Source organism: Pseudophaeobacter sp., from assembly GCF_039971195.1.
GTDB lineage: Bacteria > Pseudomonadota > Alphaproteobacteria > Rhodobacterales > Rhodobacteraceae > Pseudophaeobacter.
In genome coordinates, this window is record NZ_JBDWPJ010000130.1 from 1 (window position 1) to 26105 (window position 26105).

27 protein-coding genes are annotated in these 26105 nt (G+C 58.6%); 17 read left to right on the forward strand and 10 right to left on the reverse strand.

Going from position 1 to position 26105, the window contains the following annotated elements; translation table 11 throughout:
• The 12 genes from ABJP42_RS11435 to ABJP42_RS11490 form a co-directional block, all read left to right on the forward strand.
• Positions 1-489: MaoC family dehydratase (locus ABJP42_RS11435; protein ID WP_348340439.1), on the forward strand; the 489-nt coding region annotated here is incomplete at its 5' end.
• Between the two features lie 134 nt (positions 490-623).
• Complete coding sequence (locus ABJP42_RS11440) at positions 624-1391, forward strand: DUF1194 domain-containing protein (RefSeq protein ID WP_348340440.1); 768 nt, start codon at positions 624-626, stop codon at positions 1389-1391.
• A 152-nt stretch (positions 1392-1543) separates the two neighbouring features.
• Positions 1544-1927 (forward strand): succinate dehydrogenase, cytochrome b556 subunit, encoded by a 384-nt coding sequence (gene sdhC, locus ABJP42_RS11445; protein WP_348340441.1) that lies wholly within the window; start codon positions 1544-1546, stop codon positions 1925-1927.
• 10 nt (positions 1928-1937) lie between these two features.
• Positions 1938-2309 (forward strand): succinate dehydrogenase, hydrophobic membrane anchor protein, encoded by a 372-nt coding sequence (sdhD, locus tag ABJP42_RS11450; RefSeq protein ID WP_348340442.1) that lies wholly within the window; start codon positions 1938-1940, stop codon positions 2307-2309.
• 12 nt (positions 2310-2321) lie between these two features.
• On the forward strand, positions 2322-4127 hold the full coding sequence (gene sdhA, locus ABJP42_RS11455) for a succinate dehydrogenase flavoprotein subunit (RefSeq protein WP_348340443.1): 1806 nt from the start codon (positions 2322-2324) through the stop codon (positions 4125-4127).
• Position 4128: 1 nt separating this feature from the next.
• A complete protein-coding gene (locus ABJP42_RS11460; RefSeq protein WP_348340444.1) occupies positions 4129-4356 on the forward strand; it encodes a hypothetical protein in 228 nt (75 codons plus the stop codon).
• Positions 4357-4381: 25 nt separating this feature from the next.
• The gene (locus ABJP42_RS11465) at positions 4382-5242 is read left to right on the forward strand and encodes a hypothetical protein (RefSeq protein ID WP_348340445.1); all 861 of its coding nucleotides are present in this window, start codon (positions 4382-4384) and stop codon (positions 5240-5242) included.
• Positions 5243-5398: 156 nt separating this feature from the next.
• The gene (locus tag ABJP42_RS11470; RefSeq protein ID WP_348340446.1) at positions 5399-6178 is read left to right on the forward strand and encodes a succinate dehydrogenase iron-sulfur subunit; all 780 of its coding nucleotides are present in this window, start codon (positions 5399-5401) and stop codon (positions 6176-6178) included.
• Between the two features lie 206 nt (positions 6179-6384).
• A complete protein-coding gene (locus ABJP42_RS11475) occupies positions 6385-6573 on the forward strand; it encodes a hypothetical protein (protein WP_348340447.1) in 189 nt (62 codons plus the stop codon).
• Positions 6574-6667: 94 nt separating this feature from the next.
• The gene (locus tag ABJP42_RS11480; protein ID WP_348340448.1) at positions 6668-6856 is read left to right on the forward strand and encodes a hypothetical protein; all 189 of its coding nucleotides are present in this window, start codon (positions 6668-6670) and stop codon (positions 6854-6856) included.
• Positions 6857-7059: 203 nt separating this feature from the next.
• A complete protein-coding gene (locus tag ABJP42_RS11485) occupies positions 7060-8262 on the forward strand; it encodes a type III PLP-dependent enzyme (RefSeq protein ID WP_490363216.1) in 1203 nt (400 codons plus the stop codon).
• Between the two features lie 84 nt (positions 8263-8346).
• Positions 8347-9225, forward strand: a complete 879-nt coding sequence (locus tag ABJP42_RS11490; RefSeq protein WP_348340450.1) for an urea carboxylase-associated family protein — start codon at positions 8347-8349, stop codon at positions 9223-9225.
• Between the two features lie 239 nt (positions 9226-9464).
• Here ABJP42_RS11490 and deoD read toward each other — a convergent pair whose 3' ends face one another.
• The 4 genes from deoD to ABJP42_RS11510 all read right to left on the reverse strand — a co-directional run bounded on the left by deoD (position 9465) and on the right by ABJP42_RS11510 (position 13106).
• A complete protein-coding gene (gene deoD / locus ABJP42_RS11495; RefSeq protein WP_348340451.1) occupies positions 9465-10169 on the reverse strand; it encodes a purine-nucleoside phosphorylase in 705 nt (234 codons plus the stop codon).
• A 20-nt stretch (positions 10170-10189) separates the two neighbouring features.
• On the reverse strand, positions 10190-10507 hold the full coding sequence (locus ABJP42_RS11500; protein WP_348340464.1) for an H-NS histone family protein: 318 nt from the start codon (positions 10505-10507) through the stop codon (positions 10190-10192).
• Between the two features lie 132 nt (positions 10508-10639).
• Positions 10640-12604, reverse strand: a complete 1965-nt coding sequence (locus ABJP42_RS11505; protein WP_348340452.1) for a methylmalonyl-CoA mutase family protein — start codon at positions 12602-12604, stop codon at positions 10640-10642.
• 199 nt (positions 12605-12803) lie between these two features.
• On the reverse strand, positions 12804-13106 hold the full coding sequence (locus ABJP42_RS11510; protein ID WP_348340453.1) for a hypothetical protein: 303 nt from the start codon (positions 13104-13106) through the stop codon (positions 12804-12806).
• A 201-nt stretch (positions 13107-13307) separates the two neighbouring features.
• On the opposite strand from ABJP42_RS11510, the gene ABJP42_RS11515 reads away from it, so the two are divergent.
• The 5 genes from ABJP42_RS11515 (at position 13308) to ABJP42_RS11535 (ending at position 19770) form a co-directional block, all read left to right on the forward strand.
• Positions 13308-14822, forward strand: coding sequence for a 1-acyl-sn-glycerol-3-phosphate acyltransferase (locus tag ABJP42_RS11515; RefSeq protein WP_348340454.1), 1515 nt, complete (start codon positions 13308-13310; stop codon positions 14820-14822).
• A gap of 136 nt (positions 14823-14958) precedes the next feature.
• Positions 14959-16245 (forward strand): crotonyl-CoA carboxylase/reductase, encoded by a 1287-nt coding sequence (gene ccrA / locus ABJP42_RS11520; RefSeq protein ID WP_122072690.1) that lies wholly within the window; start codon positions 14959-14961, stop codon positions 16243-16245.
• 401 nt (positions 16246-16646) lie between these two features.
• Positions 16647-17366, forward strand: a complete 720-nt coding sequence (locus ABJP42_RS11525) for a helix-turn-helix transcriptional regulator (RefSeq protein WP_348340455.1) — start codon at positions 16647-16649, stop codon at positions 17364-17366.
• Positions 17367-17485: 119 nt separating this feature from the next.
• Positions 17486-19015 (forward strand): ATP-dependent DNA helicase, encoded by a 1530-nt coding sequence (locus ABJP42_RS11530; protein ID WP_348340456.1) that lies wholly within the window; start codon positions 17486-17488, stop codon positions 19013-19015.
• 5 nt (positions 19016-19020) lie between these two features.
• Entirely contained in the window at positions 19021-19770 is a 750-nt protein-coding gene (locus ABJP42_RS11535) for an SDR family oxidoreductase (RefSeq protein ID WP_348340457.1), read from the forward strand.
• A gap of 302 nt (positions 19771-20072) precedes the next feature.
• Here the strand turns inward: ABJP42_RS11535 and ABJP42_RS11540 are convergent, their stop codons facing one another.
• The 6 genes from ABJP42_RS11540 to ABJP42_RS11565 all read right to left on the reverse strand — a co-directional run.
• Positions 20073-20855, reverse strand: coding sequence for a TIGR02186 family protein (locus ABJP42_RS11540; RefSeq protein ID WP_348340458.1), 783 nt, complete (start codon positions 20853-20855; stop codon positions 20073-20075).
• A 2-nt stretch (positions 20856-20857) separates the two neighbouring features.
• On the reverse strand, positions 20858-21778 hold the full coding sequence (locus ABJP42_RS11545) for a sulfite exporter TauE/SafE family protein (RefSeq protein ID WP_348340459.1): 921 nt from the start codon (positions 21776-21778) through the stop codon (positions 20858-20860).
• Positions 21779-21988: 210 nt separating this feature from the next.
• Positions 21989-22996 (reverse strand): ABC transporter permease, encoded by a 1008-nt coding sequence (locus ABJP42_RS11550; protein ID WP_348340460.1) that lies wholly within the window; start codon positions 22994-22996, stop codon positions 21989-21991.
• Positions 22996-24090: an ABC transporter permease gene (locus ABJP42_RS11555; protein WP_348340461.1), complete on the reverse strand. Its 1095-nt coding sequence runs from the start codon at positions 24088-24090 to the stop codon at positions 22996-22998. The genes ABJP42_RS11550 and ABJP42_RS11555 overlap by 1 nt, the downstream gene beginning before the upstream one ends.
• A 141-nt stretch (positions 24091-24231) precedes the next feature.
• Positions 24232-25761 (reverse strand): ABC transporter ATP-binding protein, encoded by a 1530-nt coding sequence (locus ABJP42_RS11560; RefSeq protein ID WP_348340462.1) that lies wholly within the window; start codon positions 25759-25761, stop codon positions 24232-24234.
• The coding region (locus ABJP42_RS11565) for a nuclear transport factor 2 family protein (protein ID WP_348340463.1) at positions 25758-26105 on the reverse strand (348 nt) is incomplete at its 5' end. The genes ABJP42_RS11560 and ABJP42_RS11565, both read right to left, overlap by 4 nt.

Here is a 26105-nt window from a genome sequence, read left to right on the forward strand (position 1 = left end):
AGCAGTTATGACTTTGACCTTGCGGGTGAAGCCCATCGCTGGGGCGACTACCAAGTGGGCGAGACCATCAATCACGTAGATGGCGTCACCATTGAGGAAGCCGAGCATATGCTGGCTACCCGCCTGTGGCAGAACACCGCCAAGGTGCATTTTGACACCACCGCCCGCCCGGATGGCACCCGGTTGATCTATGGCGGCCATGTGATCTCCATGGCGCGGGCGCTGTCCTTCAACGGGCTGGCCAATGCGCAGATGATTGTGGGCCTCAATGGCGGCGCCCATGCCAACCCCTGTCTGTCGGGCACCACAATCCGCGCCTGGTCCGAGGTGCTGGACAAGGCGGATACCGATGCGCCGGGAGTGGGTGCCATTCGCCTGCGTCTGGTGGCCACCAAGGGCGGCGAGCCCTTTGTGCTGAAAGGCGAAGATGATAAATATCTGCCGGATGTTTTGCTGGATCTGGACTACTGGGCCTTGATGCCAAAATAGATCAGTCGGGTTAGGATGGATCCCCAAGGCCGTACAGCTCAGCTGTGCGGCCTGTTTTCTTTCCGCTTCACGGCTCTGTGTCCGCGCGGACAAGAGGGGTGACGGAATTGGGTATTCCCGCATAGAGTTTTCCCATGAGGATCAAAGCCCGCCTGTTTGCCGCTGTTGTCTCAGCCCTGCCACTGCCGGGCTGGGCCTGTGATCTGGCGCTGGTGCTGGCGGTGGATGTTTCGGGCTCGGTGGATGCGACCGAGTACCGGATCCAGATGGACGGGCTGGCGGCGGGGCTGCGCGACGGGGTGGTGTCAGAGTCGCTGGTGCGGGCCCAGGCGCAGGTCATGCTGATCCAGTGGTCGGGCCGCGCCCGGCAAGAGGTCTCTATCCCCTGGACCTCAACCCGGACCTTTGACGAGGTCGAAGCCCTGGCCCGCGCGGTTGAAACCGTGCCCAGGCCCTGGCGCAATTACTCCACAGCCCTGGGGGAGGCGCTGCTGCTTGGGCTCAATCAGATCACCGAGGGGCCAAAGTGCAAACGCCGGGTGATTGACGTTTCAGGCGATGGCCCGTCAAACGAAGGCGTCGAGCCTGCCAGCCTGAAGCCTTTGTTGCGGCTGGCGGATGTCACCGTGAACGCCATTGCCATCGAGCAAAGCGAGCCGGAACTTACCGCCTATTTTTACGAACAGGTCATTCGCGGCGAGGGCGCCTTTGTTGAGACCGCAGGGGATTTTCGCGCCTACCCGGAAAAAATCCGCCGCAAACTGGTGCGGGAAGTGGCGCAGAAAACGGCTGCAATTGCGCCCGATGCCGTGATGCCAGTCCCGCCGGTGCAGGGGGTGTTTGCGGGACAGGTGCAAAATACCGCAGTGGGGGGAGCTGATTCTGCAACAAATTCTGAATAAGACAGTTTTGTGATCACTGGGCCATTGCCTGTGATCACGAAACACCTTTTTTTACCAAACAGGTCAAATTACCGCAGAAATTTACCCGCTGTTTGCGTGACAGGACGTAAAAATCCGCTAAAACGTCGTCAGCTAACTGGAAAGGAGCCAACATGGCCGATGTAAATCGGGGCAATCGCCCGCTTTCGCCACATTTGTCGATCTATCGCCCGCAGATGACCTCTATGTCCTCGATCCTCACCCGGATCACCGGCAATGCGTTGATCATCTCGGTGATGCTGATCGTTTGGTGGCTCCTCGCGGCGGCGACCTCGCCTGCCTATTTTGATCTGGCCAATGGGGTTCTGACCTCCTGGTTTGGAGATATCGTGCTGGTGCTCTCTACACTGGGCATCTGGTATCACTTCCTCGCTGGTCTGCGTCATCTGTATTTTGATGCCGGTCACGGGCTGGACATCGAAACCGCCGAGAAACTCGGCTGGGGCATGATGATCGGCTCGGTTGTCCTCACCGTTATCACCGTGATCGTGGTTTAAGGAGCTAGACATGCGTTATCTGACCGCTCGTAAACGCGCCGTTGGCAAAGGGGCTTCTGGCACCGGAACCGAACATCACTGGTACATGCAGGTGAGCGCCGTGGCGCTGGCCTTTCTGGTGCCAACTTTCATCTATATCGTCGGCTCGGCCATTGGTGGCACGCAGGAAGAGGTCTTGGCCACTTTTGCACGCCCCTTCCCGGCCATCCTGACGGGGATCACGCTGTTTGTCGGCGTGATGCATTTCAACAAGGGCGCGCAAATGATGATCGAAGATTATGCGCGTGGCTCTATGCGTAAGATCCTGATCATGTTTGTCATCGGTCTGAGCTACGCCACAATCGCCACCGGGGTTTTTGCCCTGGGCAAGATCGCGCTGTAAGGGACAAAAGAAATGGCTGCATACGAATACGAGACGCATGACTATGACGTCGTGGTCGTGGGTGCCGGCGGAGCCGGTCTGCGCGCAACGCTTGGCATGGCCGAACAGGGTCTGCGCACTGCCTGTGTGACCAAGGTTTTCCCAACCCGCTCCCATACCGTGGCGGCGCAGGGCGGAATTGCTGCTTCGCTGAGCAACATGGGTCCTGACAACTGGCAGTGGCATATGTATGACACCGTCAAAGGCTCTGACTGGCTGGGCGATACCGATGCGATGGAATATCTCGCCCGCGAAGCCCCCAAGGCGGTTTATGAGCTGGAGCACTATGGTGTGCCCTTTTCCCGCACCGAAGAGGGCAAGATCTATCAGCGTCCCTTTGGTGGCCATACCACCGAATTTGGCGAAGGCCCCCCTGTACAGCGAACCTGTGCCGCAGCGGACCGGACCGGCCACGCCATCCTGCACACGCTCTATGGTCAGTCGCTGAAGAACAACGCTGAATTCTACATCGAATATTTTGCCATCGACCTGATCATGTCGGATGAGGGTGAATGCCAGGGTGTTGTCTGCTGGAAGCTTGATGACGGCACCATGCATGTCTTCAACGCCAAGATGGTTGTTCTGGCCACCGGCGGCTATGGTCGTGCCTTCTTCTCGGCGACTTCGGCCCATACCTGCACCGGCGACGGCGGCGGCATGGTGGCCCGTGCCGGTCTGGCGCTGCAGGATATGGAATTTGTCCAGTTCCACCCCACTGGTATCTACGGCTCTGGCTGTCTGATCACCGAGGGTGCGCGCGGCGAAGGCGGCTATTTGACCAACTCTGAAGGCGAGCGGTTCATGGAGCGCTACGCGCCCCAGTACAAAGACCTCGCCCCGCGCGATTACGTCTCGCGTTCAATGACCATGGAGATCCGTGAAGGCCGTGGTGTTGGCGCCGATGGCGACCATATCCACCTGAACCTCAGCCACCTGCCGCCTGAGGCTCTGGCGGAGCGTCTGCCGGGTATCTCTGAGAGCGCCAAGATTTTTGCCGGTGTTGACGTCACCAAAGAACCGATCCCGGTTCTGCCAACGGTGCATTACAACATGGGCGGCATTCCAACCAACTATTGGGGCGAAGTGCTGAACCCAACTGCGGACAACCCAACCGGTGTTGTGCCTGGCCTGATGGCCGTGGGTGAAGCGGGCTGTGCCTCGGTGCATGGGGCCAACCGTCTTGGCTCCAACTCGCTGATTGACCTCGTGGTCTTTGGCCGCGCCTCTGCCATCCGTGCAGGTAAGGTGGTTGACGCCGAAGCGCCCAACCCGACCCTGAACCAGGCGTCGGTAGACAAGGCCTTTGATCGCTTTGATGGGCTGCGCAACGCCAATGGTGGCATTGCCACTGCGGATCTGCGTCTGGAAATGCAGCGCACCATGCAGTCGGATGCGGCGGTGTTCCGCACAGATAAATCGCTGAAAGAGGGCGTCGAGAAGATGACCACGATTGCGGGCAAGATGGATGATCTCAAGGTCACCGATCGCTCGCTGGTCTGGAACTCGGATCTGATGGAGACACTGGAGCTGGCCAACCTGATGCCAAACGCGCTGGCCACGATCCACGGGGCCGAAGCCCGTCGCGAAAGCCGCGGTGCCCATGCCCACGAGGATTATTCCACCCGCGATGATGAGAACTGGCGCGTGCATACCGTCAGCCGGGTCGAGGGCGAAAAAGTCGATCTGACCTATCGTCCGGTGATCCTGGATCGTCTGACCACCGAAGAAGAAGGTGGCATCAGCCTGGCGAAGATCGCACCAAAAGCGCGGACCTTTTAAAATGCGCGGGCACCGGGAAATTACACTGGGACTGCTGGGCCTTGCGGCCCTGCTGCTTGCGGCCTGTGCCAAAGGTCCGGTGTCTCAGGTGCCCACGCCATGGGACTACCCCTTGATGCCCGGTGACGCGGCATTGTGGGAGACCCTGACCGTTGAACAGCAGCAGCGGGCGCTGGCCTTCCTGTCGGATGGCTCCACCATCCGCTCCTCTCTGGCCGGGGACGAGTAACGTGGCCGCGGCCTTGGATACCCCTATGCCCGCCGAATGGCAGGCGCTTGGGCTGACGCCAGGGCTGAGTCTGCGGGTCTTTGGCATGCGCCGGTCCGGCAATCATGCCATCTTGTCTTGGTTGCAGCGCAATGCGCCTGGCGGGCGTTCGGTGTTTTTGAACAACTGCAAACCCGGCACCGATCCTTTGCGCAATTCACGCGGGATCGAGGTCAACGGGGCCCATGCCTCGCAGAACAAGGCAAAGCGCAATATGCCTGCGGTGACGCAGGATGCCGGTGATGGAGCCCTGTTTCTGGTCTCTTATGAGGATACCAGCCCGGCAGAATTTGACCTGTCGCGGCAGGCGTCTGGTAGCTTTGATGAGGTGCTGTTCTCACATAATGTTCTGATCTATCGCAGCTTTCTGAATTGGTCTGCCTCGCTTTTGAAAAAGATGCAGGCCAATGAGGGCTATTCCCTGGTGCGGCGCAACGGTATCGTGTTGCGCACCATCGACAGCTATACTCGGCTGCTTGATCTGGTACGTCAGGCCCGCGATCTGGGGCTGGTGGCGATTTGCTATGACCGCTGGGTTGCCAGTGCGGACTACCGCGCGAACCTGTTGCAGGATCTCGGCCTGCAGGCGCGGGACAACAGCCTGGGCGCGGTGCAATCCTATGGTGGCGGATCGTCTTTTCAAAAGCAGGCGAGCTCTGCTGCGGAGCTGCAGACCGACAAGCGCTGGCAGCAGATGCGCGATGACGCGGAGTATCAGGCGCTATTGCATCTGGCGGCGCGGGACAGGGCCTTGCTTGACGAACTTGAAGGTCTGTTTCCAGAGGATACGGCTTTTCTGAAGACCGTTGCCAAGACCCAGCCATTGCCAGCAGGAGACAGCACATGACCACCTCCTTCTGCACTGCATACCAAACATCTGCCGCAGCTGCGGCACTATTTGAGTTTCGGAGGGGCCTTTGGGCTCAGCCGGTCCATCCGATCTCCTGCCGGTCCGGGGTCTATGCCCGTGATCTGGTAGGCAGCTAAGCAAGGAGAACGATCTATGGTCGAATTCGCACTTCCGAAAAATTCCAAGATCACCACGGGGAAGACGTGGCCCAAGCCGACTGGCGCAACCAATGTGCGCAAGTTCAAGATCTATCGCTGGAACCCGGACGACGGCAAAAACCCCCAGGTGGATACCTATTTCCTCGATATGGACAAATGTGGTCCGATGATCCTGGATGCGCTGATCAAGATCAAAAACGAGATTGATCCCACCCTGACCTTCCGCCGCTCCTGCCGCGAAGGCATCTGTGGGTCCTGTGCGATGAATGTCGATGGCATCAACACCCTGGCCTGTATTTACGGGTTGGACGAGGTCAAGGGAGACGTCAAAATCTACCCGCTGCCGCATATGTCCGTGGTCAAGGATCTGATCCCAGATCTGACCCATTTCTACGCCCAGCATGCGTCTATTATGCCCTGGTTGGAAACCAAGACCAACGCCCCTGCAAAGGAATGGCGTCAGTCCATTGAGGATCGCAAGAAACTCGACGGTCTTTATGAATGTGTGATGTGCGCCAGCTGCTCGACCTCCTGCCCGAGCTACTGGTGGAATGGCGACAAATACCTCGGGCCAGCGGCGCTGCTGCATGCCTATCGCTGGATCATCGACAGCCGTGATGAAGCTACGCCTGAACGCCTGGATCAGCTGGAAGATCCCTTCAAGCTTTATCGCTGCCACACCATCATGAACTGCACCAAGACTTGCCCCAAGGGTCTGAACCCTGCCGAGGCGATCGCGCATATCAAACACATGATGGTTGATCGGGCTGTGTGATCCGATCTTTTACAGATCATCGGGGAATTAAAGATGCCCCCGAACAGCAGCTGTTCGGGGGCATTTTTCTTTCTGCTTAAAGGGCCGGTGGCCGCCGCTCTGCAGGATTTGCATGGCGCATCTGCAAAAGCGAGTGGTACTCCTAATCCGGCGGCAACCTATCTTGGTGGCAAGGGAGAAGCACCATAGCCATCAGGACCAAATCGATGAATAGCGTAGACGATCTGCAAAACATCCTGGCCACCCAAAAAGCCAAAGCCATGCTACAGGATCTGGAACAGGCCTGGGCCTATTTCTCCCCAGAAGCCCACCCGGCGCCCCTTCTGACCCCAGTGCCGGTTGAGAGCGAGGCTCCGCTGTCGAAGGGATTTATCCCCTATTGCGACGCAGCCTGATTGCGGGCCCCGCCCATGACAGATGCCCCCGGTACCTTCCCTCGGTTCGGGGGTTTTTGTTTGAGCAAAACTCAAAGGCGCGGTAAGGGCAGGGATGCCCCTTTTGATCCTTCTGCTGGTGACAGGCGTCTTTGCCTATTTTACCTATCGTCGCATGACCACCACCCTGACCCGGGATTGCCGCTGGCGTCAGGAGCGGGCGCAGGGCCAATGGCGCTGTGGAAATTGTGATGCGGTGAAACCTGGATTGGCCGAACCTCGTGATTGCCTGCGGCGCCGTTGAGGTGCTCGTTGAGGCATTGCGCGACGGCCTGTTTGTCACCCCGGCAAAAAACCTCTTGAACAACTCGCGGCTTTGCCTGATATGGCGGCGCAAGACGCCAACGCACGCGCCTCTGTCCCAAGGGTTTCAACCCCCATGGTTACGTAGCGACGGTAACGTCTCTGATGGGATTAAGCGGTCCTGACGGGCCGGGTCTTTTGGAGATGACCATGACCGCTTCTGTAACCGGAGCTGCTGCGGCAGCGGATCCGTCTGATTGTGCAACATCCTTTGCGATCAGTGGGCGCCACCTTGACTATATTGCCAAGCATAGATTTGAGCGCCCAACTCTGGTGCTCGATCTGGAGGCCGTGGCGGCACAGTACCGGGCGCTGGCCCGGGGGCTGGGGCGGGCGCGTATTCACTATGCGGTCAAGGCCAACCCGCATCCGGCCATCCTGCGGCGGTTGCTGGCTGAGGGGGCGCATTTTGATGCCGCCAGCCGGGCCGAGATCGAGTTCTGTCTGGAGGCGGGTGCGCGTGGCGATCAGATCAGCTTTGGCAATACCATCAAACGGGGCGCGGATATTGCCTTTGCCCATGCGCAAGGGATCACCCTGTTTGCTGCCGATGCCCGCGAGGAGCTGGACAAGTTGGCAGAACATGCGCCCAGGGCAGAGGTCTGCTTGCGCCTGATCGTGGAGAACAGCGCCGCTGATTGGCCGCTCAGCCGCAAGTTTGGCTGCACCGCGGACAAGGCGCTGATGCTGATGGGCTATGCGCAGGAGCGCGGCCTGCAGGTGGCAGGGCTGTCTTTTCACGTCGGCTCGCAGACCCGTGCGCCCTGGATGTGGGAGGAGACCCTGGATCAGGTTGCTGCCCTGTGGCAAAGCGCCATTGCGGCGGGCCATGGCTTGCGCCTTTTGAACATCGGTGGCGGCTTTCCGGCGCGCTATGACGCAACAGAGCTTCTGAGTGCAGAAGCCTATGCCGCCGAAGTCATGGCGCGGGTTGAGGCGCGATTTGGCGGTGTGCCAAAGATCATGGCGGAACCGGGCCGCGGGCTGGTGGCTGAGGCCGGCGCCATTGCTGCCGAAGTCCTGCTGGTCTCCAAGAAGCATGAAAACGACTTGCACCGCTGGGTCTACCTCGATATCGGCAAATTCTCTGGCCTGGCCGAAACCATGGATGAGGCAATCCGCTACCCAATCACCACGGCCCGTGATCTCGAGGTGACAGGCCCCTGTGTGCTGGCTGGCCCTTCTTGTGACAGCGCCGATGTACTGTATGAAAAACAGCCGGTGCAACTGCCGCTGGGGCTGCGGTCTGGAGACCCTGTGGTGATCCATGCCTGCGGGGCCTATACATCGACCTATGCCTCGGTGGGGTTCAACGGTTTTGCGCCGCTTGACGTGGTCGTGATCTAGAACCGACCAGGGTGGCTGCCTATCTGGCTTGCAGAACGCGCGAGAAACAGGCCTAGTCTGAGGAAACAACAGGAAGGTTTTCCCATGGCGCATTCCGACCAATCTCACTCCCATCAGCCCCATCCGATCCCGGCGGATGCCGCTGCCCGACGGGCAGTCCAACCGGTGATCTGCTACCCGAACGAGACCCTGCCAGTGCCGGATCTGGCGCTGTACCGCGCGGCCCGCACAGGTGCAAACAAGGTCACTGAAGTTTTGGCAGAACCGCGTGAGGCTGCCTGTTTTGAAGTGCCTGCCGGGCATTTTTTTCGCATCACCTCAGTCGAGGGGCCGCAGGTTGGCGATTTGAACCTGTGGAACCGGGATGATCTGAGCGAGCGCTTCTATTCCGGCAAGACCCGCGCCCTACATGGCACGCATATCACCTCCGGCGAGCGCATGTGGAGCAGCTTTCCCTATTTGCGCCCCATGGTAACCGTGGTTGACGATACACTCGGCTGGTATGGCATCGATGAATTTGGCGGCTCGGTGCATGATGTCATTGGCACCCGTTGTGATCCCTATACCGGCAATCTGCTGGCGGGCAGTCAGTATCACCATTGTTGCCATTCCAATCTGACCCGAGCTTTGGCTGATCACACCGGCATGAGCCTGAAAGAGGCGGAGCCCCATGTGCATGATGTGCTCAATGTCTTTATGTGCACTGGTTTCACCCGTGATACCGGCCAGTATTTCATGAAGCAAAGCCCGGTGCGGCCCGGGGATTATCTGGAGTTCTTTGCCGAGATCCCTTTGCTGGGCGCCCTGAGCGCCTGCCCGGGCGGGGATTGTTCGGCAGAGCATTCCAGCGACAGCGCGGCCTGTTTTCCGCTGTTGATCGAGGTTTTTGCCCCAGCTGAGGGCAGGTTGCAGGATTGGCAAAGCCCAAAACCGAACGGCTATGATCAAAGCCACGGGCGCTAGATTGCAGATCTTTGCCTGAACTTAGCAAGGGAGCTCTCCCGCGCAGCACTCGGCGCATCTGACGATGCGGCGGCGCCCCTTGGGCCCGGCAGCGCGCCGCCCAAGGGGCGCCGCGCTGCGGTCTCGTAAAACACTGGTGTTGCACCTGCTGGCTGGCTGTGGTGGCAAAGAAAAAGGCAGCCAATGGGCCGCCTTTTGGTCAATACACTTAAGGTTCAGAAGGAGGCCAGATGGGGGTCTTAGGCAAAGGCGGCTTCTAGGGCGATTTCCACCATATCGCCAAAGCTGCGCTCGCGCTGATCCGAGGGCAGGGCTTCTCCGGTTCCCAGATGGTCAGAAACCGTCAGCACTGCCAGAGCACGGCACTGGTAGCGCGCAGCAAGCGTGTAAAGCTCGGCGGCTTCCATTTCGACGCCGAGGATACCATGGCGCACCATCTGTTCGTTCAGGTCGGGGCGTTCGTCATAGAAGGTGTCGGAGGAATAGATACCCCCCACATGGGTGCCGATGTCGCGCGTCCGCGCCGCCTGAGCTGCCGCTTGCAGCAAAGACCAATCCGCGACAGGGGAAAAGTTCACCTCTTTGAAGATGCTTTGCGACGGGGAAGCAAGGGTTGTGGCGGTCATTGCCAGAATAACATCGCGCAGTTTCACCTGTGGCTGCATTCCGCCACAGGAGCCAATTCTGATCAGCGTTTTTGCGCCAAAATCGCGGATCAATTCATTGGCGTAGATAGAAAGAGAGGGCATTCCCATGCCGCTCCCTTGAATTGTAACACGATGGCCATTCCAATTGCCGGTATATCCCAGCATTCCGCGCACTTCATTTACCAGTTGAGCATCTTGCAAAAACGTCTCTGCTGCCCATTTGGCCCGGTACGGGTCGCCAGGCATAAGAACGGTTTCTGCAATCTCACCCTTTTGGGCGCCGATATGAATGGTCATTGTCTCTCTCCTGTCCGGATTTAGATTTCCAGGTCAGAGATATCCATACCAGAGGTGATGGCGGAATGCACCCAATGTGGTTTGCGACCACGGCCACTCCAAGTTTCCTCTGGGTTGTGCGGGTTACGGTATTTCGCAGCGGCTTTTTGCTTCTTGCCGGCACCCCGTGCCTGGCCTGCAATCTCATCCAGAGAGAAGCCAAATTTAGCAGCAGCCTCTTCAGCTGCTTTAATGGCTTCCTTGCGCTCGCGCTGTTCGGCTTCTTTCAAGGCATCTTCAATGCCGGTTTTTAGTTCCAGAAGCTCTTTTCGGGACATTGCCGAAAGATCAAAGCTCATTTTGATACTCCAAGTTGATATATCGCACACCCAAATCAGCGCGATATATCTTCTTGCCAAAACCAAAAACATTTTCCACCCCAAAAATGAAATTTCGGGAAAGATTTTTAACAATAAGGTGGTGTATTAACCCTAGGAGGGCTGAGACAACTTAATAATATCCGCCATGATTGTGTTAAGTTCAAAATCCTTTGGTGTGTAGACGCGGGCCACGCCCATCTGTTCGAGCTTGTCTGCATCTTCGTCCGGAATGATGCCACCAACCACAACGGGAATGTGGCCGAGGTCGGCGTTCCGCATACGTTGCATCAGCTCTTCGACAAGCGGCAGGTGGCTGCCCGACAGGATCGAGAGACCCACCACATGGGCATCGTCATCCTGGGCCTGGGCGACCAGTTCTTCGGGGGTCATGCGGATGCCATCATAGGTGATGTCCATGCCGCAATCGCGGGCGCGAAAGGCGATTTGCTCGGCCCCGTTCGAATGGCCATCAAGGCCCGGCTTGCCGACAACAAACTTCAACCGTCGGCCGAGTTGGTCAGAGGCCGCATTCACCGCCTCGCGCAGGTCTTCCAAACCTTCGGTTTTATTGGAGGGCGAGCCGGAGACACCGGTTGGGCCGCGATAGGTCCCATGGACTATGCGCATCTCTTCGGCCCATTCGCCGGTGGTGACACCCGCCTTGGCGGCGGCAATGGAGGGCAGCATGATATTGCTGCCATCGCGGGCGGCGGAGCGCAGGTCTGCCAGGGCCGCTGCGACGGCTTCATTGTCGCGCCCAGCCCGCCAGGCATCAAGTCGAGAGATCTGTTCCTGTTCCACCGCAGGGTCCACCACCATGATGCCGCCATCTTCGGTCTGCAGCGGCGAAGGTTCGCCTTCGGTCCAACGGTTGACCCCGACCACAACGGTTTCATTGCGCTCAATCCGGTTCAGCCGTTCGGCGTTGGAATCCACCAGACGGGATTTCATGTATTCAATCGAGGCAACAGCGCCGCCCATGGATTGCAGGTTGGCCAGTTCGGCGCGGGCGCCTTCCTTCAGGGCTTCGACCTTTTTGTCGACGGCGGGGTTGCCCTCGAACAGATCCTCATATTCCAAAAGATCGGTTTCATAGGCGAGGATTTGCTGCATCCGCATCGACCATTGCTGGTCCCAGGGGCGGGGCAGGCCAAGGGCCTCGTTCCAGGCCGGCAGCTGCACCGCGCGGGCGCGGGCCTTTTTCGATAGGGTCACGGCCAGCATCTCGATCAGGATGCGGTAGACGTTGTTTTCTGGCTGCTGCTCGGTCAGGCCAAGCGAGTTCACCTGCACGCCGTAGCGGAAGCGGCGGAACTTGGGGTCCTCGACGCCATAACGGTCGCGGCAAATCTCATCCCAGAGATCGACAAAGGCGCGCATCTTGCACATCTCGGTGACAAAGCGGATGCCGGCATTCACAAAGAAGGAAATTCGCCCCACAAGCGCCGGGAAGTCCTCGGGGGCAATCCGGGGCTTCAGCTCATCCAGAACCGCCTGGCCGGTGGCCAGAGCAAAGGCGAGCTCCTGCTCGGGTGTCGCCCCGGCCTCTTGCAGGTGGTAGGAGCAGACGTTCATGGGGTTCCACTTGGGAACATTGGTGTAACAATACTCAGCCACGTCGGCGATCATTTTGAGGCTGGGCTTTGGCGGGCAGATGTAAGTGCCGCGGCTCAGGTATTCCTTGATCAGGTCATTTTGCACCGTGCCCTGGAGTTTGCTGACATCTGCGCCCTGCTCTTCGGCGGCGGCAATATAGAGCGACAACAGCCAGGGCGCTGTGGCATTGATGGTCATCGAGGTGTTCATCTGCTCTAGCGGAATTTGATCGAACAGGCTGCGCATATCGCCCAGATGGCTGACGGGCACGCCAACCTTGCCGACTTCGCCACGGGCCAGAATATGGTCGCTGTCGTAGCCGGTCTGGGTGGGCAGATCAAAAGCCACCGACAGACCGGTTTGACCCTTGGCGAGGTTAGAGCGGTACAGCGCGTTTGAGGCCTCGGCAGTGGAGTGACCGGCATAGGTCCGGATCAGCCAGGGACGATCAGTTTTGCGGTCATTCTGCATCTGCGACATGGTGAGCCTCGCGCTGTCTAGTCGGTAATTATATTTCGTCGTGGAGATCTAGACTGCAATTTTCGACCTATGTCAATTCGCTGCGTTGCGGCAATTCGGGCGCAGGCACAAAAAAACATGCTCCGGCCATCGCGAGAGCATGTTCTCAATTGCCGCGATCCGGGGCTGTGCCCGGTCGCGGTCGTGTCAATTGACCGGCTTAGTTATAGGTATAGGTACCGATCTTGCAGATATTGATGTCATTGGCGATCAGCACGTCATCGTCATCAAAGATCGCTTTGAAGTCGAATTTGCAATACCCCGTGCCATCATCAAAATCGATGCGCACGGATTGGCCAGGACGCAGGACGTCACGCCCAAGGATATCCTCTTCCCAGGAATCGGTGCCTTTGTTGGAACCGTAAAACTGCATGATGGTGTAATTGGTATTGTTTACGATGGTGACCCGTCGGTCCAATGCAGCAGCAGGAAGCGCAATTGCGGTGGCAAAAACGGCTGCCAATGCGGATGTCAAAAAAGTTCTTCGGTACATAACAATCATTTCCCTCTTGTTGTCTGGAACATGGATCCTGGGATTTTGGACCTCTCACAAACCTATCACAAAGTGGTGAGACAGAAGACGGGAGATGCGTTTTTTTGGAAGGTGTGACTTCAGAGGCAGTTTCCATTTACCTAGGATGGATTTGCTGTAGGTGTTATAGGCATGACCCGCACCATTGAACTTCCGCTTTGGCTCTTGGTTCTGATCCTGCTTTTTGCGGCGGTCACCTTTGCCTCGCATTTTCTGTTTCCCTCGGTGCGTTGGTTCTTTCGTCGCCGGTTTGAACGCGCGGTAGAGCGGTTGAACAGGCGGCTGGAACGCCCGATTGAGCCGTTCAAACTAACCCGGCGTTATGACATGATTCAGCGGCTGATCTATGACCCGGAAGTGGCCCGTGCCATCGTGCGCCACGCCGAGGCAGAAGCCATTCCTGAAAACGTTGCCTTTGAACAGGCCCGTCGGTATGCCCGCGAAATTGTGCCGACCTTTTCGGCCTTTGCCTATTTTGGCTTTGCGATTCGGGCAGCGCGATGGCTGTCGAATGCGATCTACCGGGTTCGGTTGGGCTATCAGGATGAGGCGGCGCTGCGGCAGCTCAACCCTAATTCTACATTGATCTTTGTGATGAATCACCGCTCCAATATGGACTATGTCTTAGTCACCTATCTGGCGGCACGGCGTTCGGCCCTATCCTATGCGGTCGGGGAATGGGCGCGTGTCTGGCCGCTGTCGCGTCTGATCCGCGCCATGGGCGCCTATTTTATCCGACGCAAGTCGCGCAATGACCTCTATCGGCGGGTGCTGGCGACCTATATGCGGCTGGCTACCCAGGGCGGTGCAACCCAGGCTATGTTCCCCGAAGGCGGACTGAGCCTGGATGGCGCCCTGGCCGAACCCCGGCTGGGGTTGCTGAAATACATTGTTGAGGCTGGCGATCCCTACGGCAAGGACCCGCTGGGGCGCGATGTGGTCTTTGTGCCGGTGGCGCTGAACTATGATTGGGTGCTCGAAGATACAATCCTTACCTCGGCGGCGCGGGCGGGGGAGCGCAGGTTCAGGGCCCGCATCGGAGTTGTTATGGCTCGTATCCTGCGCCAGTTCTGGTTGTGGATCACCGGGCGATATCATCGATTTGGCTATGCGGCAGTGAATTTTGGCCGCCCGCTGAGTCTCCGCGATTTTGCTGAACTCAGGGCGAGGAAGAGTGAATCTCACGGGACGGATTCGGGCAGCGAGAGGGCAGAAACACCTACCAAGAGTCTTGCGGAAGATCCGCTAGCCGATTCGGCGGCCCTCGACCTGACTTCCGATCTGGCAACGGAGCTGCTGAACCGTATCGGAGCCGCCGTTCCGGTCCTGCCGGTGCCCGTGGCAGCCTGGTTGCTGCTGCACCACGGACCTATGCGTGCCGATACTCTGGAGCACCGTATGACGGTGCTGCGCAAACAGATGGCGCCGGTCATCGTGCATCACCACAGTGTCAGCCTCAGCACAGCGGGAGAAGCTGCCATTCGCATTCTCCTGCTGCGCGGGTTGGTGGAGCGTAAAGACGGCCTGCTGGTGCCGGTACGCGCGAAACGGGACCTGTTGATCTATTACGCCAACTCCATTGCGCATTTGGTTCCTGAGGGTCCACTGGGCCTCCAGGCGGCCGGAGATGCTGCGACCGCAAAATGAGTTTCTGCAGTCGCGAGGTCATAAAATTACAAAATGACCCCAGGAAGGGGTTGCAATGTTACCCGGCTGTTTTTATCCATCAGAGAGCAGCCGCGATTCTGCATCGCAGCAATGACCTTTGAAAAAGGAGGCCACCATGGCTTTGGACACACAAACCGGACCGCTGTCTTACGAGGCTCCCGAAAAAGACCTTTATGAGGTCGGTGAGATGCCTCCAATGGGCTATGTTCCCAAGAACATGTATGCATGGACCATTCGCAAGGAGCGTCATGGTGAGCCAGATTCTGCCATGCTGCAGGAAGTGGTCGAAGTTCCTGAGCTGGACAGCCATGATGTTTTGGTTTTGGTCATGGCGGCAGGCGTCAACTACAATGGAGTCTGGGCTTCGCTCGGCAAGCCGATTTCGCCTTTTGATGGCCACAAGGCTCCTTATCACATTGCCGGTTCCGATGCTTCGGGTATCGTTTGGGCCGTAGGTGACAAGGTCAAGCGCTGGAAGGTCGGCGATGAGGTTGTGATCCATTGCAACCAGGATGATGGCGACGATGAAGAGTGCAACGGTGGCGATCCAATGTACTCCCCCAGCCAGAGGATCTGGGGTTATGAGACACCTGATGGGTCTTTTGCCCAGTTCACCAATGTGCAGGCGCAGCAGCTGATGCCGCGCCCCAAGCACCTGTCCTGGGAAGAAAGCGCCTGCTACACCCTGACACTGGCAACCGCCTACCGGATGCTGTTTGGCCATGAACCCCATGACCTGAAGCCTGGCCAAAATGTTCTGGTCTGGGGCGCCTCGGGCGGCCTGGGGTCTTATGCGATCCAGCTGATCAATACCGCCGGCGCCAATGCCATCGGGGTGATTTCAGACGAGAGTAAGCGTGACTTTGTCATGGGGCTGGGCGCCAAGGGCGTGTTGAACCGCAAGGATTTCAACTGCTGGGGTCAGATGCCCACGGTGAACACACCGGAATATGCCGCTTGGTTCAAAGAGGCGCGCAAATTTGGCGCTGCAATCTGGGAAATCACCGGCAAGGGCAACAATGTCGACATGGTGTTTGAACATCCCGGCGAGGCAACCTTCCCGGTTTCGACCTTTGTTTGTAAAAAGGGTGGCATGGTTGTGATCTGCGCCGGCACCTCCGGTTTCAACCTGACCTTTGACGTGCGCTACATGTGGATGCACCAGAAACGTCTGCAGGGTTCTCACTTTGCCCACCTGAAGCAGGCCGCCGCCGCCAACAAGCTGATGGTTGAGCGTCGTTTGGACCCCTGCATGTCCGAGGTCTTCTCTTGGGCGGATCTGCCAGATGCGCATATGAAGATGCTGCGCAATGAGCATAAACCAGGCAATATGTCGGTTCTGGTGCAGGCACCAAAAACCGGGCTGCGAACGCTCGAAGATGTGCTGGAAGCCGGCAAGTAAGCAACCACTTCTTCCTGGCAGATAGGCTGGGATCAGAAAAAATGAGCGGGCGTCGCATGTCCTCCTGAATTCGGGGAGGACGGCGGCGCCCTTTTTCTGTGCATGAGATCACGTGTGCGAGGATGTGATATTCGAAAAATGGTATCTATATTCTGTCATGCACCAGTCATTTTGAGAGCTTAGAGATGAACTCGCTACCAATTCTTGGTGGCTGTAGGTGAGGTGTGGCGGAGTTCCTCATGATTTCCGTGACTGAATGGGCGGATTGCGAACGTTTCCATTGACCTCATCCGCATTTATACCGAAAAAGAAGCCCGAAAAGGGAAGGCTCGGCGAAAACTGCCGTTTTGGATTGTACAGCACTGCTATTTGGCTTCCTGAAATGAGTGGCGATCGGACCTATGGTAAGAAAAACCGGGCTGGACAAGATGCTGGTGGCACTGGAGGCCACCAAATCCCTTGGGGGATTGCAGGATGTTGTCAACGAAATCTGCCAGGTCTTTGTCGTTGACAATGCTATTTACCACTGGGCCGACACTGCGGGGGATCCGTATTGCTTTGGGACCTATTCCGAGGCCTGGACCCGGCAGTACCAGGACAAGCATTACGCCCGCATCGATCCGGTGGTGATTGGCTGCTATCAGCGCTTTGATCCAGTTGATTGGCGTCACCTCGATAGATCGATAAAGCCCACACATGGGTTTTTCCAGGATGCCCAAGAACATGGGGTGGGCAGTCAGGGCTACTCGGTTCCCATTCGTGGACCCAATGGCCAATTTGCTTTGTTTTCCGTGAGCCACACTTGTGACGATGCCGCCTGGGACAAATTCATCCGCGACAATAGCCGCGATCTGATCCTGTTGGGGCATTTCCTCAACCAAAAGGCCCTGGAGTTTGAGCCCGACCGCGCGCCGGAGCAGGCGCAGAGACTGTCGCCGCGTGAGTTGGATGCGCTGAACCTGTTGGGGATTGGCTACAGCCGGGCGCAGGTCGCTAAAACATTGTCGATTTCCGAGCACACGCTACGGGTCTATATTGAGAGTGCGCGTTCCAAACTTGGGGCGCTGAACACTACCCATGCCATCGCCCGCGCGGTGAGCAATGGGCTGATCATCATCTGACACTTGATGCCTCTGGCCCTTGGCTGGGCGGAGTTCGGGGGCGTGTAAGGGGCATCTAAGATGCGGCCCGAGGTCCGGTTGCTCTGGTGCCGCCGTGCCCATGGCTATAGGGTCGCGCCATGACAGATTTGACCGTAAAATTCTCTGATGATCAGGCCATGGCCTTTGACAGTGTCGCTGGTTTTCTGCGCCAGGCGGGGGTCGATATGGACGATGGTCTGCTGCAGCCTCCCATGGGCGAATCCGGGGTGATGGCGGTGATCGGCAAGGCGGGCTCTGGTAAGACATTGCTGTTGGCCGAACTGTACAAAACGCTCGAAGCTGCCGGGGTCGAAGTTGTCTCGGGCGATTATGAAAGCCGCAAAAAGACCGGGCGGCGGTCGCTGGCTATTCTGGCCCCGACAAACAAAGCCGCCAGTGTTCTGCGGTTGCGCGGCGTGCCTGCAACCACCATTCACCGTATCCTCTACACGCCGGTCTATGATCCGGAATACGAACGCATTGCCGAATGGCTGGCCGGCAATGGCGAGCAGCCCGAAATCGAAGGCCTGACCGAAGAGGCCCTGGCGCGGGCTGCGGCCTTTTATGAGACCAACAAATCCATTCCTGGTGCTCTGGCGGTGGCGGGGTTGCGGGGGTCGGACTTTATCACCGGCTGGAAGCGCCGCGAGGATCCGCTGGATGTCGGCTTTGTTGATGAGGCCTCGATGCTGGATGACCGCCAGTTTGAGGATTTGAAAGAGATCTTTCCCAATCTGGTGCTCTTTGGCGACCCGGCCCAGTTGGCGCCGGTCAATCAATCCGGCGCCATGGTGTTTGAAACCCTGCCAGAGCCGCGTCAATTGGTGCTGCACCGGGTGCATCGTCAGGATGCGGGCAATCCTATTCTGGATCTGGCCCATGCTCTGGCCGATCCCGCCCTTGGGTTTGAGGATTTTGAGCGGATGATCGAAGAGACCGCCCGGCGCGATGAACGGGTGGTCTGGGGGCAGCGGGTCGAGGTGGATCTGATGGCGCGCAGCCCGGTGCTGGTCTGGCGCAACGCCACCCGGATCCGGCTGATCAATGCCTTTCGTCACGTACATGGCGCCCCTGAGGATGCGCTGGCCGAGGGCGAGCCGCTGATCTGTGACGGTATTGAACTGCCGATGAAACACCGCAAAAAACGTCTGGATCTTGAGGCCCGCGGGCTGATCAAGGGCGCGCAGGTGATCTACCTCGGGCCGGGGCGCAAACCGGGGTTTTCGCGGCTGCATGTCATGGGGGCGATGGACCCACAGGTTTCAGCAGCCTCGATTGTGAAGATCGAAAAACCCGACGAGGAAGAACCCTTTATTCCCTATGCCGCCCGCATGGGGGCGACCTTTTTGCACGGGGCGGCGGTGACAATTCACAAGGCCCAGGGGTCGCAATGGGAGACGGCACAGGTCTTTGCTCCGGATATCTATGCGGCCGCGCGCATGGGGCGGGTCGAGGCCGGGCAACCGCTGTGGAAACGGTTGGCCTATGTGGCCATCACCCGCGCCCAGGAGCGGCTGATCTGGGTGGTGCGCAACCGCCTGGCCAAGCCAACCGGCCCGCTGCGGGTGGATGACCTGAAGGCCGCCCCGGCGGCGGCGCTGACATTGGAAATGCAAGAGGAGGCATAGCTGCTATGACGGAGCATGGGGCAAAATCGATCCTGATCACCGGAGCCAGTTCCGGCATTGGCCGGGCTGTGGCAGAACTGGCCCTGGACAGGGGCTGGCAGGTCGGGCTTTTGGCCCGCCGCCAAGAGGCGCTGGAAGAGGTGGCCATGGGCCATGTCAACGCCCATGTGTTACCTGCGGATGTCACCGATGCCAGTGCCATGGATCATGCGGTCAATCAGCTTGTCATGGCCACTGGGCGGCTGGATGTCTTGTTCAACAACGCGGGTGTGTTTACGCCCGGTGGAACTATTGATGAGATCGCCCTGGAGGACTGGTATGCCTCGGTCAATGTGAATCTCAACGGCATGTTTCTATCGGCGCGTGCTGCTTTTCGCCAGATGCGCCGCCAGAGCCCGCAGGGCGGTCGTATCATCAACAATGGGTCGATTTCGGCTCATGTCCCCCGTCCGGGATCGGCGCCCTATTCCGCTACCAAATCGGCCATCACCGGTTTGACCCGCAGCCTGTCGCTGGATGGGCGGGCCTTTGATATCGCCTGTGGCCAGATTGACATTGGCAACGCGCGTACGCCAATGGTCGAAGACCTGAGCGCCCGGCAGGCAGAGGCGACGCCGGAAGCGGCTCCGATGTTGAGTTTTGCGGTGGAGGATGCCGCCAAGTCGGTGCTGCATATGGCGGAGTTGCCGCCAGAGGCCAATGTGCAATTTATGACAGTCATGGCCACCAAGATGCCCTTTATCGGCCGGGGATGATCTGCGAGGGAGCTCTCCCGCCGGCAAGAGACGCGCTGGCGCGCATCCTTTCCAGTTGGGCCCGGCACCGCGCTGACGCGCGGCGCAACAAAAGATCTGCTGAGAGGCTCTGATCGGGCAATCTGCCCAATCAGAGCCTGTTCCAGTGTTTATGATTTGAACCAGCCTCAAGGGTAAACCGCGCCGGGGCGCGGCCACCCAAGGGTGGCCCTTGACCCAGTTTCAAACAGGGTGCGTTCAAACAGGGTGCGTTCAAGCCGGTGGAAGTTCCAACAGGCGGGAGCTTCAACAGGGGCGTAAAATCAGTTGTTGCGTAGCAGCCGGAAGGCTGCTGAGGCGCCCCAACCAGCTGCAATGGCGATGGCCAGTGACATCAAACCATAGAGGAAGGGCTGTTCGCGTGACAGGCTGTAGAGGAATCTTTCGAGCCCGACTTTACGTACGTCAATATCGGTTTCAAAACTGGACACCACCAGACCGGAACGGGTGAGGAAGATGCGGGCCTTGTACTGGCCTTCGGTCAGATCGGCGGGCATGTCGATGGCACTGCGGAACAGGGTCTGTTGATCCACAGCCACGGTGTTTTCGCGCAGGGAGTAGAGTTCTTCGCTTTCGCGGATGCGCACTACGGCATCGGCAAAATCCTGGGCATCGCTGATATTCATCGCAGCCCCAACCGAGCGGATGGCGCGGGCGATGGAGACGCGGTAGCGCAGATCTTCGGTATCGGTGATCACCTCGTTGAAGGGCGCGCTGGTGGCGATGGCGTAAAAGCTGGGGGCGGAGTCGACAATGACGCTGTCGGTATTGACCCAAATCCCCATGCGTTTTTCCTTGCGGCGCACTGTGACTGCAGAATTGGGGCCCGAGACCGCAACGATGACCTGCAGGGGCGGACCTTCGGGAATGGCAGTTTCGCGTTTCACTGCGCCAAAGATCAAGATTTCAGAGCCGTCAAAATCGGCCGTGATGGCAACGCGGTCCTGGCTGAGGCCCAGAACCACCTCTTCCTGCCCGGCCTGACCTGGGGCAGAGATGAGGGAGGCAAGTAGCAGCGTGATGGTGAGAAGGGATTTGCGGAACATGCTCAATGCCCTCCCGGCGCGCCAAGCGAGTAGAGCTCATCCGGCATCAGCAACAGATCAAGACCCAGTTTGACGCAGACCAGCATGACCATCAGAGCAAGCAGGATACGCAGCTGTTCCGCCTTGAGGTAGACGCCGATGCGGGTACCGATCTGGGCGCCGATAACGCCGCCTACCAGCAGCAGCACGGCCAATACAATATCCACGGTATAGTTGGTGGTGGCATGTAGCATAGTGGTAAAGGCGGTCACCAGGATGATCTGGAACAGCGAGGTGCCGACAACCACTTTGGTGGGCATGCCTAGGATATAGATCATCGCCGGCACCATGATAAAGCCGCCGCCAACCCCCATGATTGCGGCCAGAATACCAACGACGACGCCGACCATGATGGGCGGGATCACCGAGATATAAAGCCCGGAGGTGCGAAAGCGCATCTTGAAGGGCAGAGCATGGACCCAGCCGCGCTGCCGCCGCGGCGCCGGTGCGCCACCGGCGCGTTTTGATTTGAAAATAGCGTTCAGGCTCTCGATGAACATCAAGGTGCCGACAACGCCCAGAAACACCACGTAGCAGAGGGTGACCAGAAGATCGACCTGACCGAGGCTTTTGAGGTAGTTGAACACCACCACGCCAAGGGCCGCGCCGATCAGGCCACCGACCTGCAGCACCATGCCCATTTTGATGTCGACCGTGCGCCTTCGAAAATGAGCCAGAACGCCTGAAAAAGAAGAAGCGACAATCTGGTTGGCCTCGGTGGCGACCGCCACCACGGGTGGGATGCCAATAAAGAACAACAATGGCGTCATCAAAAAGCCGCCGCCGACCCCGAACATACCGGAAAGAATACCAACGATCCCTCCCAGGCCCAACAGGAGGAAGGCATTGACCGAGACTTCGGCGATGGGGAGATACACTTGCATAGATCTGTTAGAGCGCAGCATTGCGATAAAATCAACTGAGGATGCCGCTCTGCAGCACGCAGGACTGATTGAGGTGGCAAACTGGACTCATCTCTGTGTCGCATGTTTTTGAGCGTGTTTTATCGTAGGCTTTCGCCATAGGGGAAAAGCAAAGGCCCGCGCAACCTTAGTTGTGCGGGCCTTGTGATGAATAGGGATCTGCCGGGTGGCTCAGCGCTCTTTCACATAGGGGTCGCCGCCGGCGCGGGGTGGGACGGCCTTGCCGACAAAACCTGCCAGGATCACCACGGTCAGAATATAGGGCAGGGCATCCATGACCTGCACCGGCATTACGATGGGGCCAAGCTCGATATTCTGGAACCTGAGGGCCACGGCCTGCAGCAGGCCAAAGAGCAGGCAGGCGCCCATGGCGTGCCAGGGCCGCCATTTGGCAAAGATCAACGCTGCAAGCGCGATAAATCCACGCCCGGCGGTCATGTCTTTGACAAAACCAGCTTGGAGCGCTGTGGCCAGATAGGCGCCGGCTATACCGCAGAGCAACCCACAGATGGCTACAGCGGCGAAACGCAGCCCCACAACCGAGACACCGGCAGTATCCACCGCCGCCGGGTTTTCACCCACAGCGCGCAGACGCAGGCCAAACCTTGTGCGGTAGAGGATCCACCAGGTCGCAGGCACCGCCAGAAAGGCAAGATAGACCAGGATCGAATGGCCGGAGATCAGCTCGGAGTAGACCTGTTGCACCGGGTTGGCGTCCTTCATCAGCTGCGATACCGGCCTGCCAGCTTCTGCCGCATCCTGCGGGCCGATGGCAAAGGGCCATTCCAACCCTTCAAAACGCCCATCCGTCAGCAGCGACGGCGTGCGTCCGCCCTGTTTGAACCAGTCTTGCGCGATCAGCACGGTGAGGCCTGCCGCCAGAAAATTGATGGCAACGCCCGAGATCAGCTGATTGCCGCGGAAGGTGATCGAGGCAAGTCCGTGCAGCGCCGCGAGGACCAGCGAAGAGGCGATGCCTGCTAAAAGGCCGAGCCAGACATTGCCGGTCACGGCTGCAATCGCTGCCGAAAAGAAGGCCGCCATCAGCATCTTGCCTTCCAGGCCGATGTCGAAAATCCCGGCGCGTTCCGAATAGAGCCCGGCCAGACAGGCCAAGAGCAGCGGTGTCGCCAGGCGCACGGTGCTGTCCAGCACCTGGATCAGAGTGAGGAAATCCATCAGTTTGCCTCCTTGCGGAAGGCGAGGAAGATCTTCTCGAGCGGGATCCGCACCATATTGTCCAGCGCCCCAGTAAAGAGGATTACCAGCGCCTGAATGACCACGATGAGTTCACGCGGAATCTTGGTCCAGAGCGCCAGTTCGGCGCCGCCTTGATAGAGGAAGCCAAAGAGGATCGCCGCCAGAAACACGCCAAAGGGGTGGTTGCGTCCCATCAAGGCCACGGCGATACCGATGAAACCAGCGCCCTCGGTGGCGTTCAGCACCAGGCGCTCGGCCTCGCCCATGACATTGTTGATTGCCATCATACCGGCCAGCGCGCCAGAGATCATCATCGCAATGATGGTGATTTTCACCGGTGAAATACCGGCATAGCGGGCGCCAGCTTCGGATTTGCCAAAGGCGCGGATTTCAAAGCCAAGCGAGGTGCGCCAGATCAGCAGCCAGACCGCCAGACAGGCTGTGATTGCCACCAGCAGGCTGACATTGGCGGGTGCCGATTTGGAAAAAGCAATGCCAAGCGGCGCCAGCAGCTCATGCAGCGAGGGCAGATGCACCGTCTCGCTGAACCGGGCCGAGGCCGGGTCCATCGAGCTGGCAGGTTTTAGAACATTGACCAGCACATAGTTCAGCACCGCCGCGGCGATAAAGTTGAACATGATGGTGGTGATGACAATATGGCTACCGCGTTTGGCCTGCAGATAGGCCGGAATGGCGGCCCAGGCCGCCCCAAACAGCCCTGCGCCAAGGATGGCAAACAGCAGCGCCAGTGACCAATGAGGCCAGGGGATGAACAGGCAGATGACAGCAACGCCAAGGCCGCCGAGCATGGCCTGACCTTCACCGCCGATATTGAACAGCCCGGCATGGGCGGCAACCGCCACGGCCAGGCCAGTGAACATGAAATTGGTGGCATAATAGAGCGTATAGCCCCATCCATAGCTGGAGCCCAAAGCCCCATCCACCATGAGTTTGACAGCAGCAACGGGGTCTTCGCCAATGGCAAGGATCACCAGCGCCGAGAGGCCAGCCGCAAGCGCGAGGCTGATCAGAGGGATCAGCACCACATCGGCCCATTTAGGCATTTTTTCCATCTACGCGGCCTCTAGTTCTAGATTCGGGACTGGGGTGCGTAGCAGCCCGGTCAGCGCCCGACCGCCCCCATGGGCGGGCGCTTTGCTTCCGCCCGCGGAGGGGCACTGACCTATTGGATCGGAGTGTATAGTTTGGGTCATCTACGCGGCCTCCCCCGCGACGCCGGCCATCATCAGGCCCAGCTCTTTTTCATCTGTCTGATCAACGGCACGTTCGCCCATGATCACACCGTCAAACATCACTGCCACGCGGTCGGCCAATGACAGGATTTCCTCCAGCTCAACCGAGACAAGCAGAATGGCTTTGCCTTGGTCGCGCAGGTCGACGATTTGTTTGTGAATGAATTCAATGGCGCCAATATCGACACCCCGGGTGGGCTGGCCGATCAGCAGCAAATCCGGGTTGCGCTCGATCTCGCGGGCCACGACGATTTTCTGCTGATTGCCACCCGAAAAATTCTTCGCGGCGAGCCATGGATCCGGCGGGCGCACGTCGAATTTCTGCATTTTGGCCTCGGTATCGGCGCGGATGGCTGCATTATCCATCAGCATCCCCTTTTGATACTCGGGCGCGTGGTGATAGCCAAAGGCAGTGTTTTCCCATGCGTGGAAATCCATGATCAGACCTTCGCGCTGGCGGTCCTCTGGCACATGGGCCACATGGGAGGCACGTCTGGCGCGGGCATCAGATCCCGCACCGCGCAGGGGCAGGTCAGTTCCGTTGAGCCGAATGGCCCCGGTTCCGCTGCGCATGCCGCCGAGAACTTCCAAAAGCTCGGATTGACCGTTGCCTGCAACCCCGGCAATGCCGAGGATCTCTCCTGCGCGTACGCTGAGGTCGATGCCCTTGACGCGTTCCACGCCAGCCTCATCCACCACCCGCAAGCCTTCGATTTCCAGCACCGGCTTGCCGGGCTTGGCAGGGAGTTTGTCTACCTGCAGCAGGACTTTGCGCCCCACCATCAGCTCAGCCAGATGTGCAGGGCTGGTCTCGGCGGTTTTTACCGTGGCGGTCATCTCGCCACGCCGCATCACAGACACCGTATCAGTGGCCTCCATGATCTCGCGCAGTTTATGGGTGATCAGGATGATGGTCTTGCCCTCGGCGCGCAGCCGATCAAGGATCCGGAACAGCTGATCCGCCTCGGCCGGGGTCAACACCCCGGTGGGTTCATCCAGGATCAGGATATCCGCCTGTCGATAAAGCGCTTTGAGGATCTCCACCCGCTGCTGCATGCCAACGCCAATCTCATCGATCCGCTTGTCGGGGTCGACGTTCAGCTCATATTCAGCCGCGAGCTCCTTAAGGATCTTGCGGGCCTTGGTGAGCGAGGGCATCAGCAGGCCGCCGTCTTCGGCACCAAGCACGATGTTCTCCAGCACGGTGAAATTCTCCACCAGTTTAAAGTGCTGAAACACCATACCGATACCGGCGGCAATGGCGGCCTGGCTGTCTGGGATCTCGGTCTTGGAACCGTTGATCCAGACCTCGCCTTTGTCGGCCTTGTAGAAGCCGTAAAGGATGCTCATCAGAGTGGATTTGCCAGCGCCGTTCTCACCAATGATACCATGGATGGTACCGGGGGCGACGCTGATCGAGATGTCTTTGTTTGCTTGAACCGGGCCAAAGGATTTTGAAATGCCTTTGAGTTCAATGGCGGGGGCGGTCAATCGGGCTCTCCCATGCCTGTAAATCCGATCACGCGTTGTAGCCTGCCGTCTGACATATCAGCAAAATACTGCCCGCGCGCCATGCGCTGGCCGTCCTTTGCAAAATCAACAGTGGCCCGCAGATGCCCGTGGTGTTCGCTTATCGCGACCACTTCGGCGGTGGCGCCTGGCATCATGGCTGAAAACTGGGCGATGTAATCCAGATAGGCCTCACGGCTCTGGATTGGCTCTGCAGCGTTTGGATCAGAATAGTAGAAATTGGGCCCGATAGCGGCATCCGTTTTGGCAGCACGCGCGTCGGGCGATGGGTCGCCCCAGGCCGAGAACAAGGTATGAAGACACGT

Bases quoted from the DNA above. Each gene is read 5' to 3' on its own strand.
- ABJP42_RS11505 (WP_348340452.1), bottom strand. From the start codon at position 12,604: ATGTCGCAGATGCAGAATGACCGCAAAACTGATCGTCCCTGGCTGATC.
- ccrA (WP_122072690.1), top strand. From the start codon at position 14,959: ATGGCTTTGGACACACAAACCGGACCGCTGTCTTACGAGGCTCCCGAA.
- sdhC (WP_348340441.1), top strand. From the start codon at position 1,544: ATGGCCGATGTAAATCGGGGCAATCGCCCGCTTTCGCCACATTTGTCG.
- ABJP42_RS11485 (WP_490363216.1), top strand. From the start codon at position 7,060: ATGACCATGACCGCTTCTGTAACCGGAGCTGCTGCGGCAGCGGATCCG.
- ABJP42_RS11540 (WP_348340458.1), bottom strand. From the start codon at position 20,855: ATGTTCCGCAAATCCCTTCTCACCATCACGCTGCTACTTGCCTCCCTC.
- ABJP42_RS11530 (WP_348340456.1), top strand. From the start codon at position 17,486: ATGACAGATTTGACCGTAAAATTCTCTGATGATCAGGCCATGGCCTTT.
- ABJP42_RS11490 (WP_348340450.1), top strand. From the start codon at position 8,347: ATGGCGCATTCCGACCAATCTCACTCCCATCAGCCCCATCCGATCCCG.
- ABJP42_RS11545 (WP_348340459.1), bottom strand. From the start codon at position 21,778: ATGCAAGTGTATCTCCCCATCGCCGAAGTCTCGGTCAATGCCTTCCTC.
- ABJP42_RS11465 (WP_348340445.1), top strand. From the start codon at position 4,382: ATGCCCGCCGAATGGCAGGCGCTTGGGCTGACGCCAGGGCTGAGTCTG.
- ABJP42_RS11525 (WP_348340455.1), top strand. From the start codon at position 16,647: ATGGTAAGAAAAACCGGGCTGGACAAGATGCTGGTGGCACTGGAGGCC.
- sdhD (WP_348340442.1), top strand. From the start codon at position 1,938: ATGCGTTATCTGACCGCTCGTAAACGCGCCGTTGGCAAAGGGGCTTCT.
- ABJP42_RS11475 (WP_348340447.1), top strand. From the start codon at position 6,385: ATGAATAGCGTAGACGATCTGCAAAACATCCTGGCCACCCAAAAAGCC.
- ABJP42_RS11460 (WP_348340444.1), top strand. From the start codon at position 4,129: ATGCGCGGGCACCGGGAAATTACACTGGGACTGCTGGGCCTTGCGGCC.
- ABJP42_RS11440 (WP_348340440.1), top strand. From the start codon at position 624: ATGAGGATCAAAGCCCGCCTGTTTGCCGCTGTTGTCTCAGCCCTGCCA.
- ABJP42_RS11550 (WP_348340460.1), bottom strand. From the start codon at position 22,996: ATGGATTTCCTCACTCTGATCCAGGTGCTGGACAGCACCGTGCGCCTG.
- deoD (WP_348340451.1), bottom strand. From the start codon at position 10,169: ATGACCATTCATATCGGCGCCCAAAAGGGTGAGATTGCAGAAACCGTT.
- ABJP42_RS11555 (WP_348340461.1), bottom strand. From the start codon at position 24,090: ATGGAAAAAATGCCTAAATGGGCCGATGTGGTGCTGATCCCTCTGATC.
- ABJP42_RS11535 (WP_348340457.1), top strand. From the start codon at position 19,021: ATGACGGAGCATGGGGCAAAATCGATCCTGATCACCGGAGCCAGTTCC.
- ABJP42_RS11470 (WP_348340446.1), top strand. From the start codon at position 5,399: ATGGTCGAATTCGCACTTCCGAAAAATTCCAAGATCACCACGGGGAAG.
- ABJP42_RS11480 (WP_348340448.1), top strand. From the start codon at position 6,668: ATGCCCCTTTTGATCCTTCTGCTGGTGACAGGCGTCTTTGCCTATTTT.
- ABJP42_RS11515 (WP_348340454.1), top strand. From the start codon at position 13,308: ATGACCCGCACCATTGAACTTCCGCTTTGGCTCTTGGTTCTGATCCTG.
- ABJP42_RS11500 (WP_348340464.1), bottom strand. From the start codon at position 10,507: ATGAGCTTTGATCTTTCGGCAATGTCCCGAAAAGAGCTTCTGGAACTA.
- sdhA (WP_348340443.1), top strand. From the start codon at position 2,322: ATGGCTGCATACGAATACGAGACGCATGACTATGACGTCGTGGTCGTG.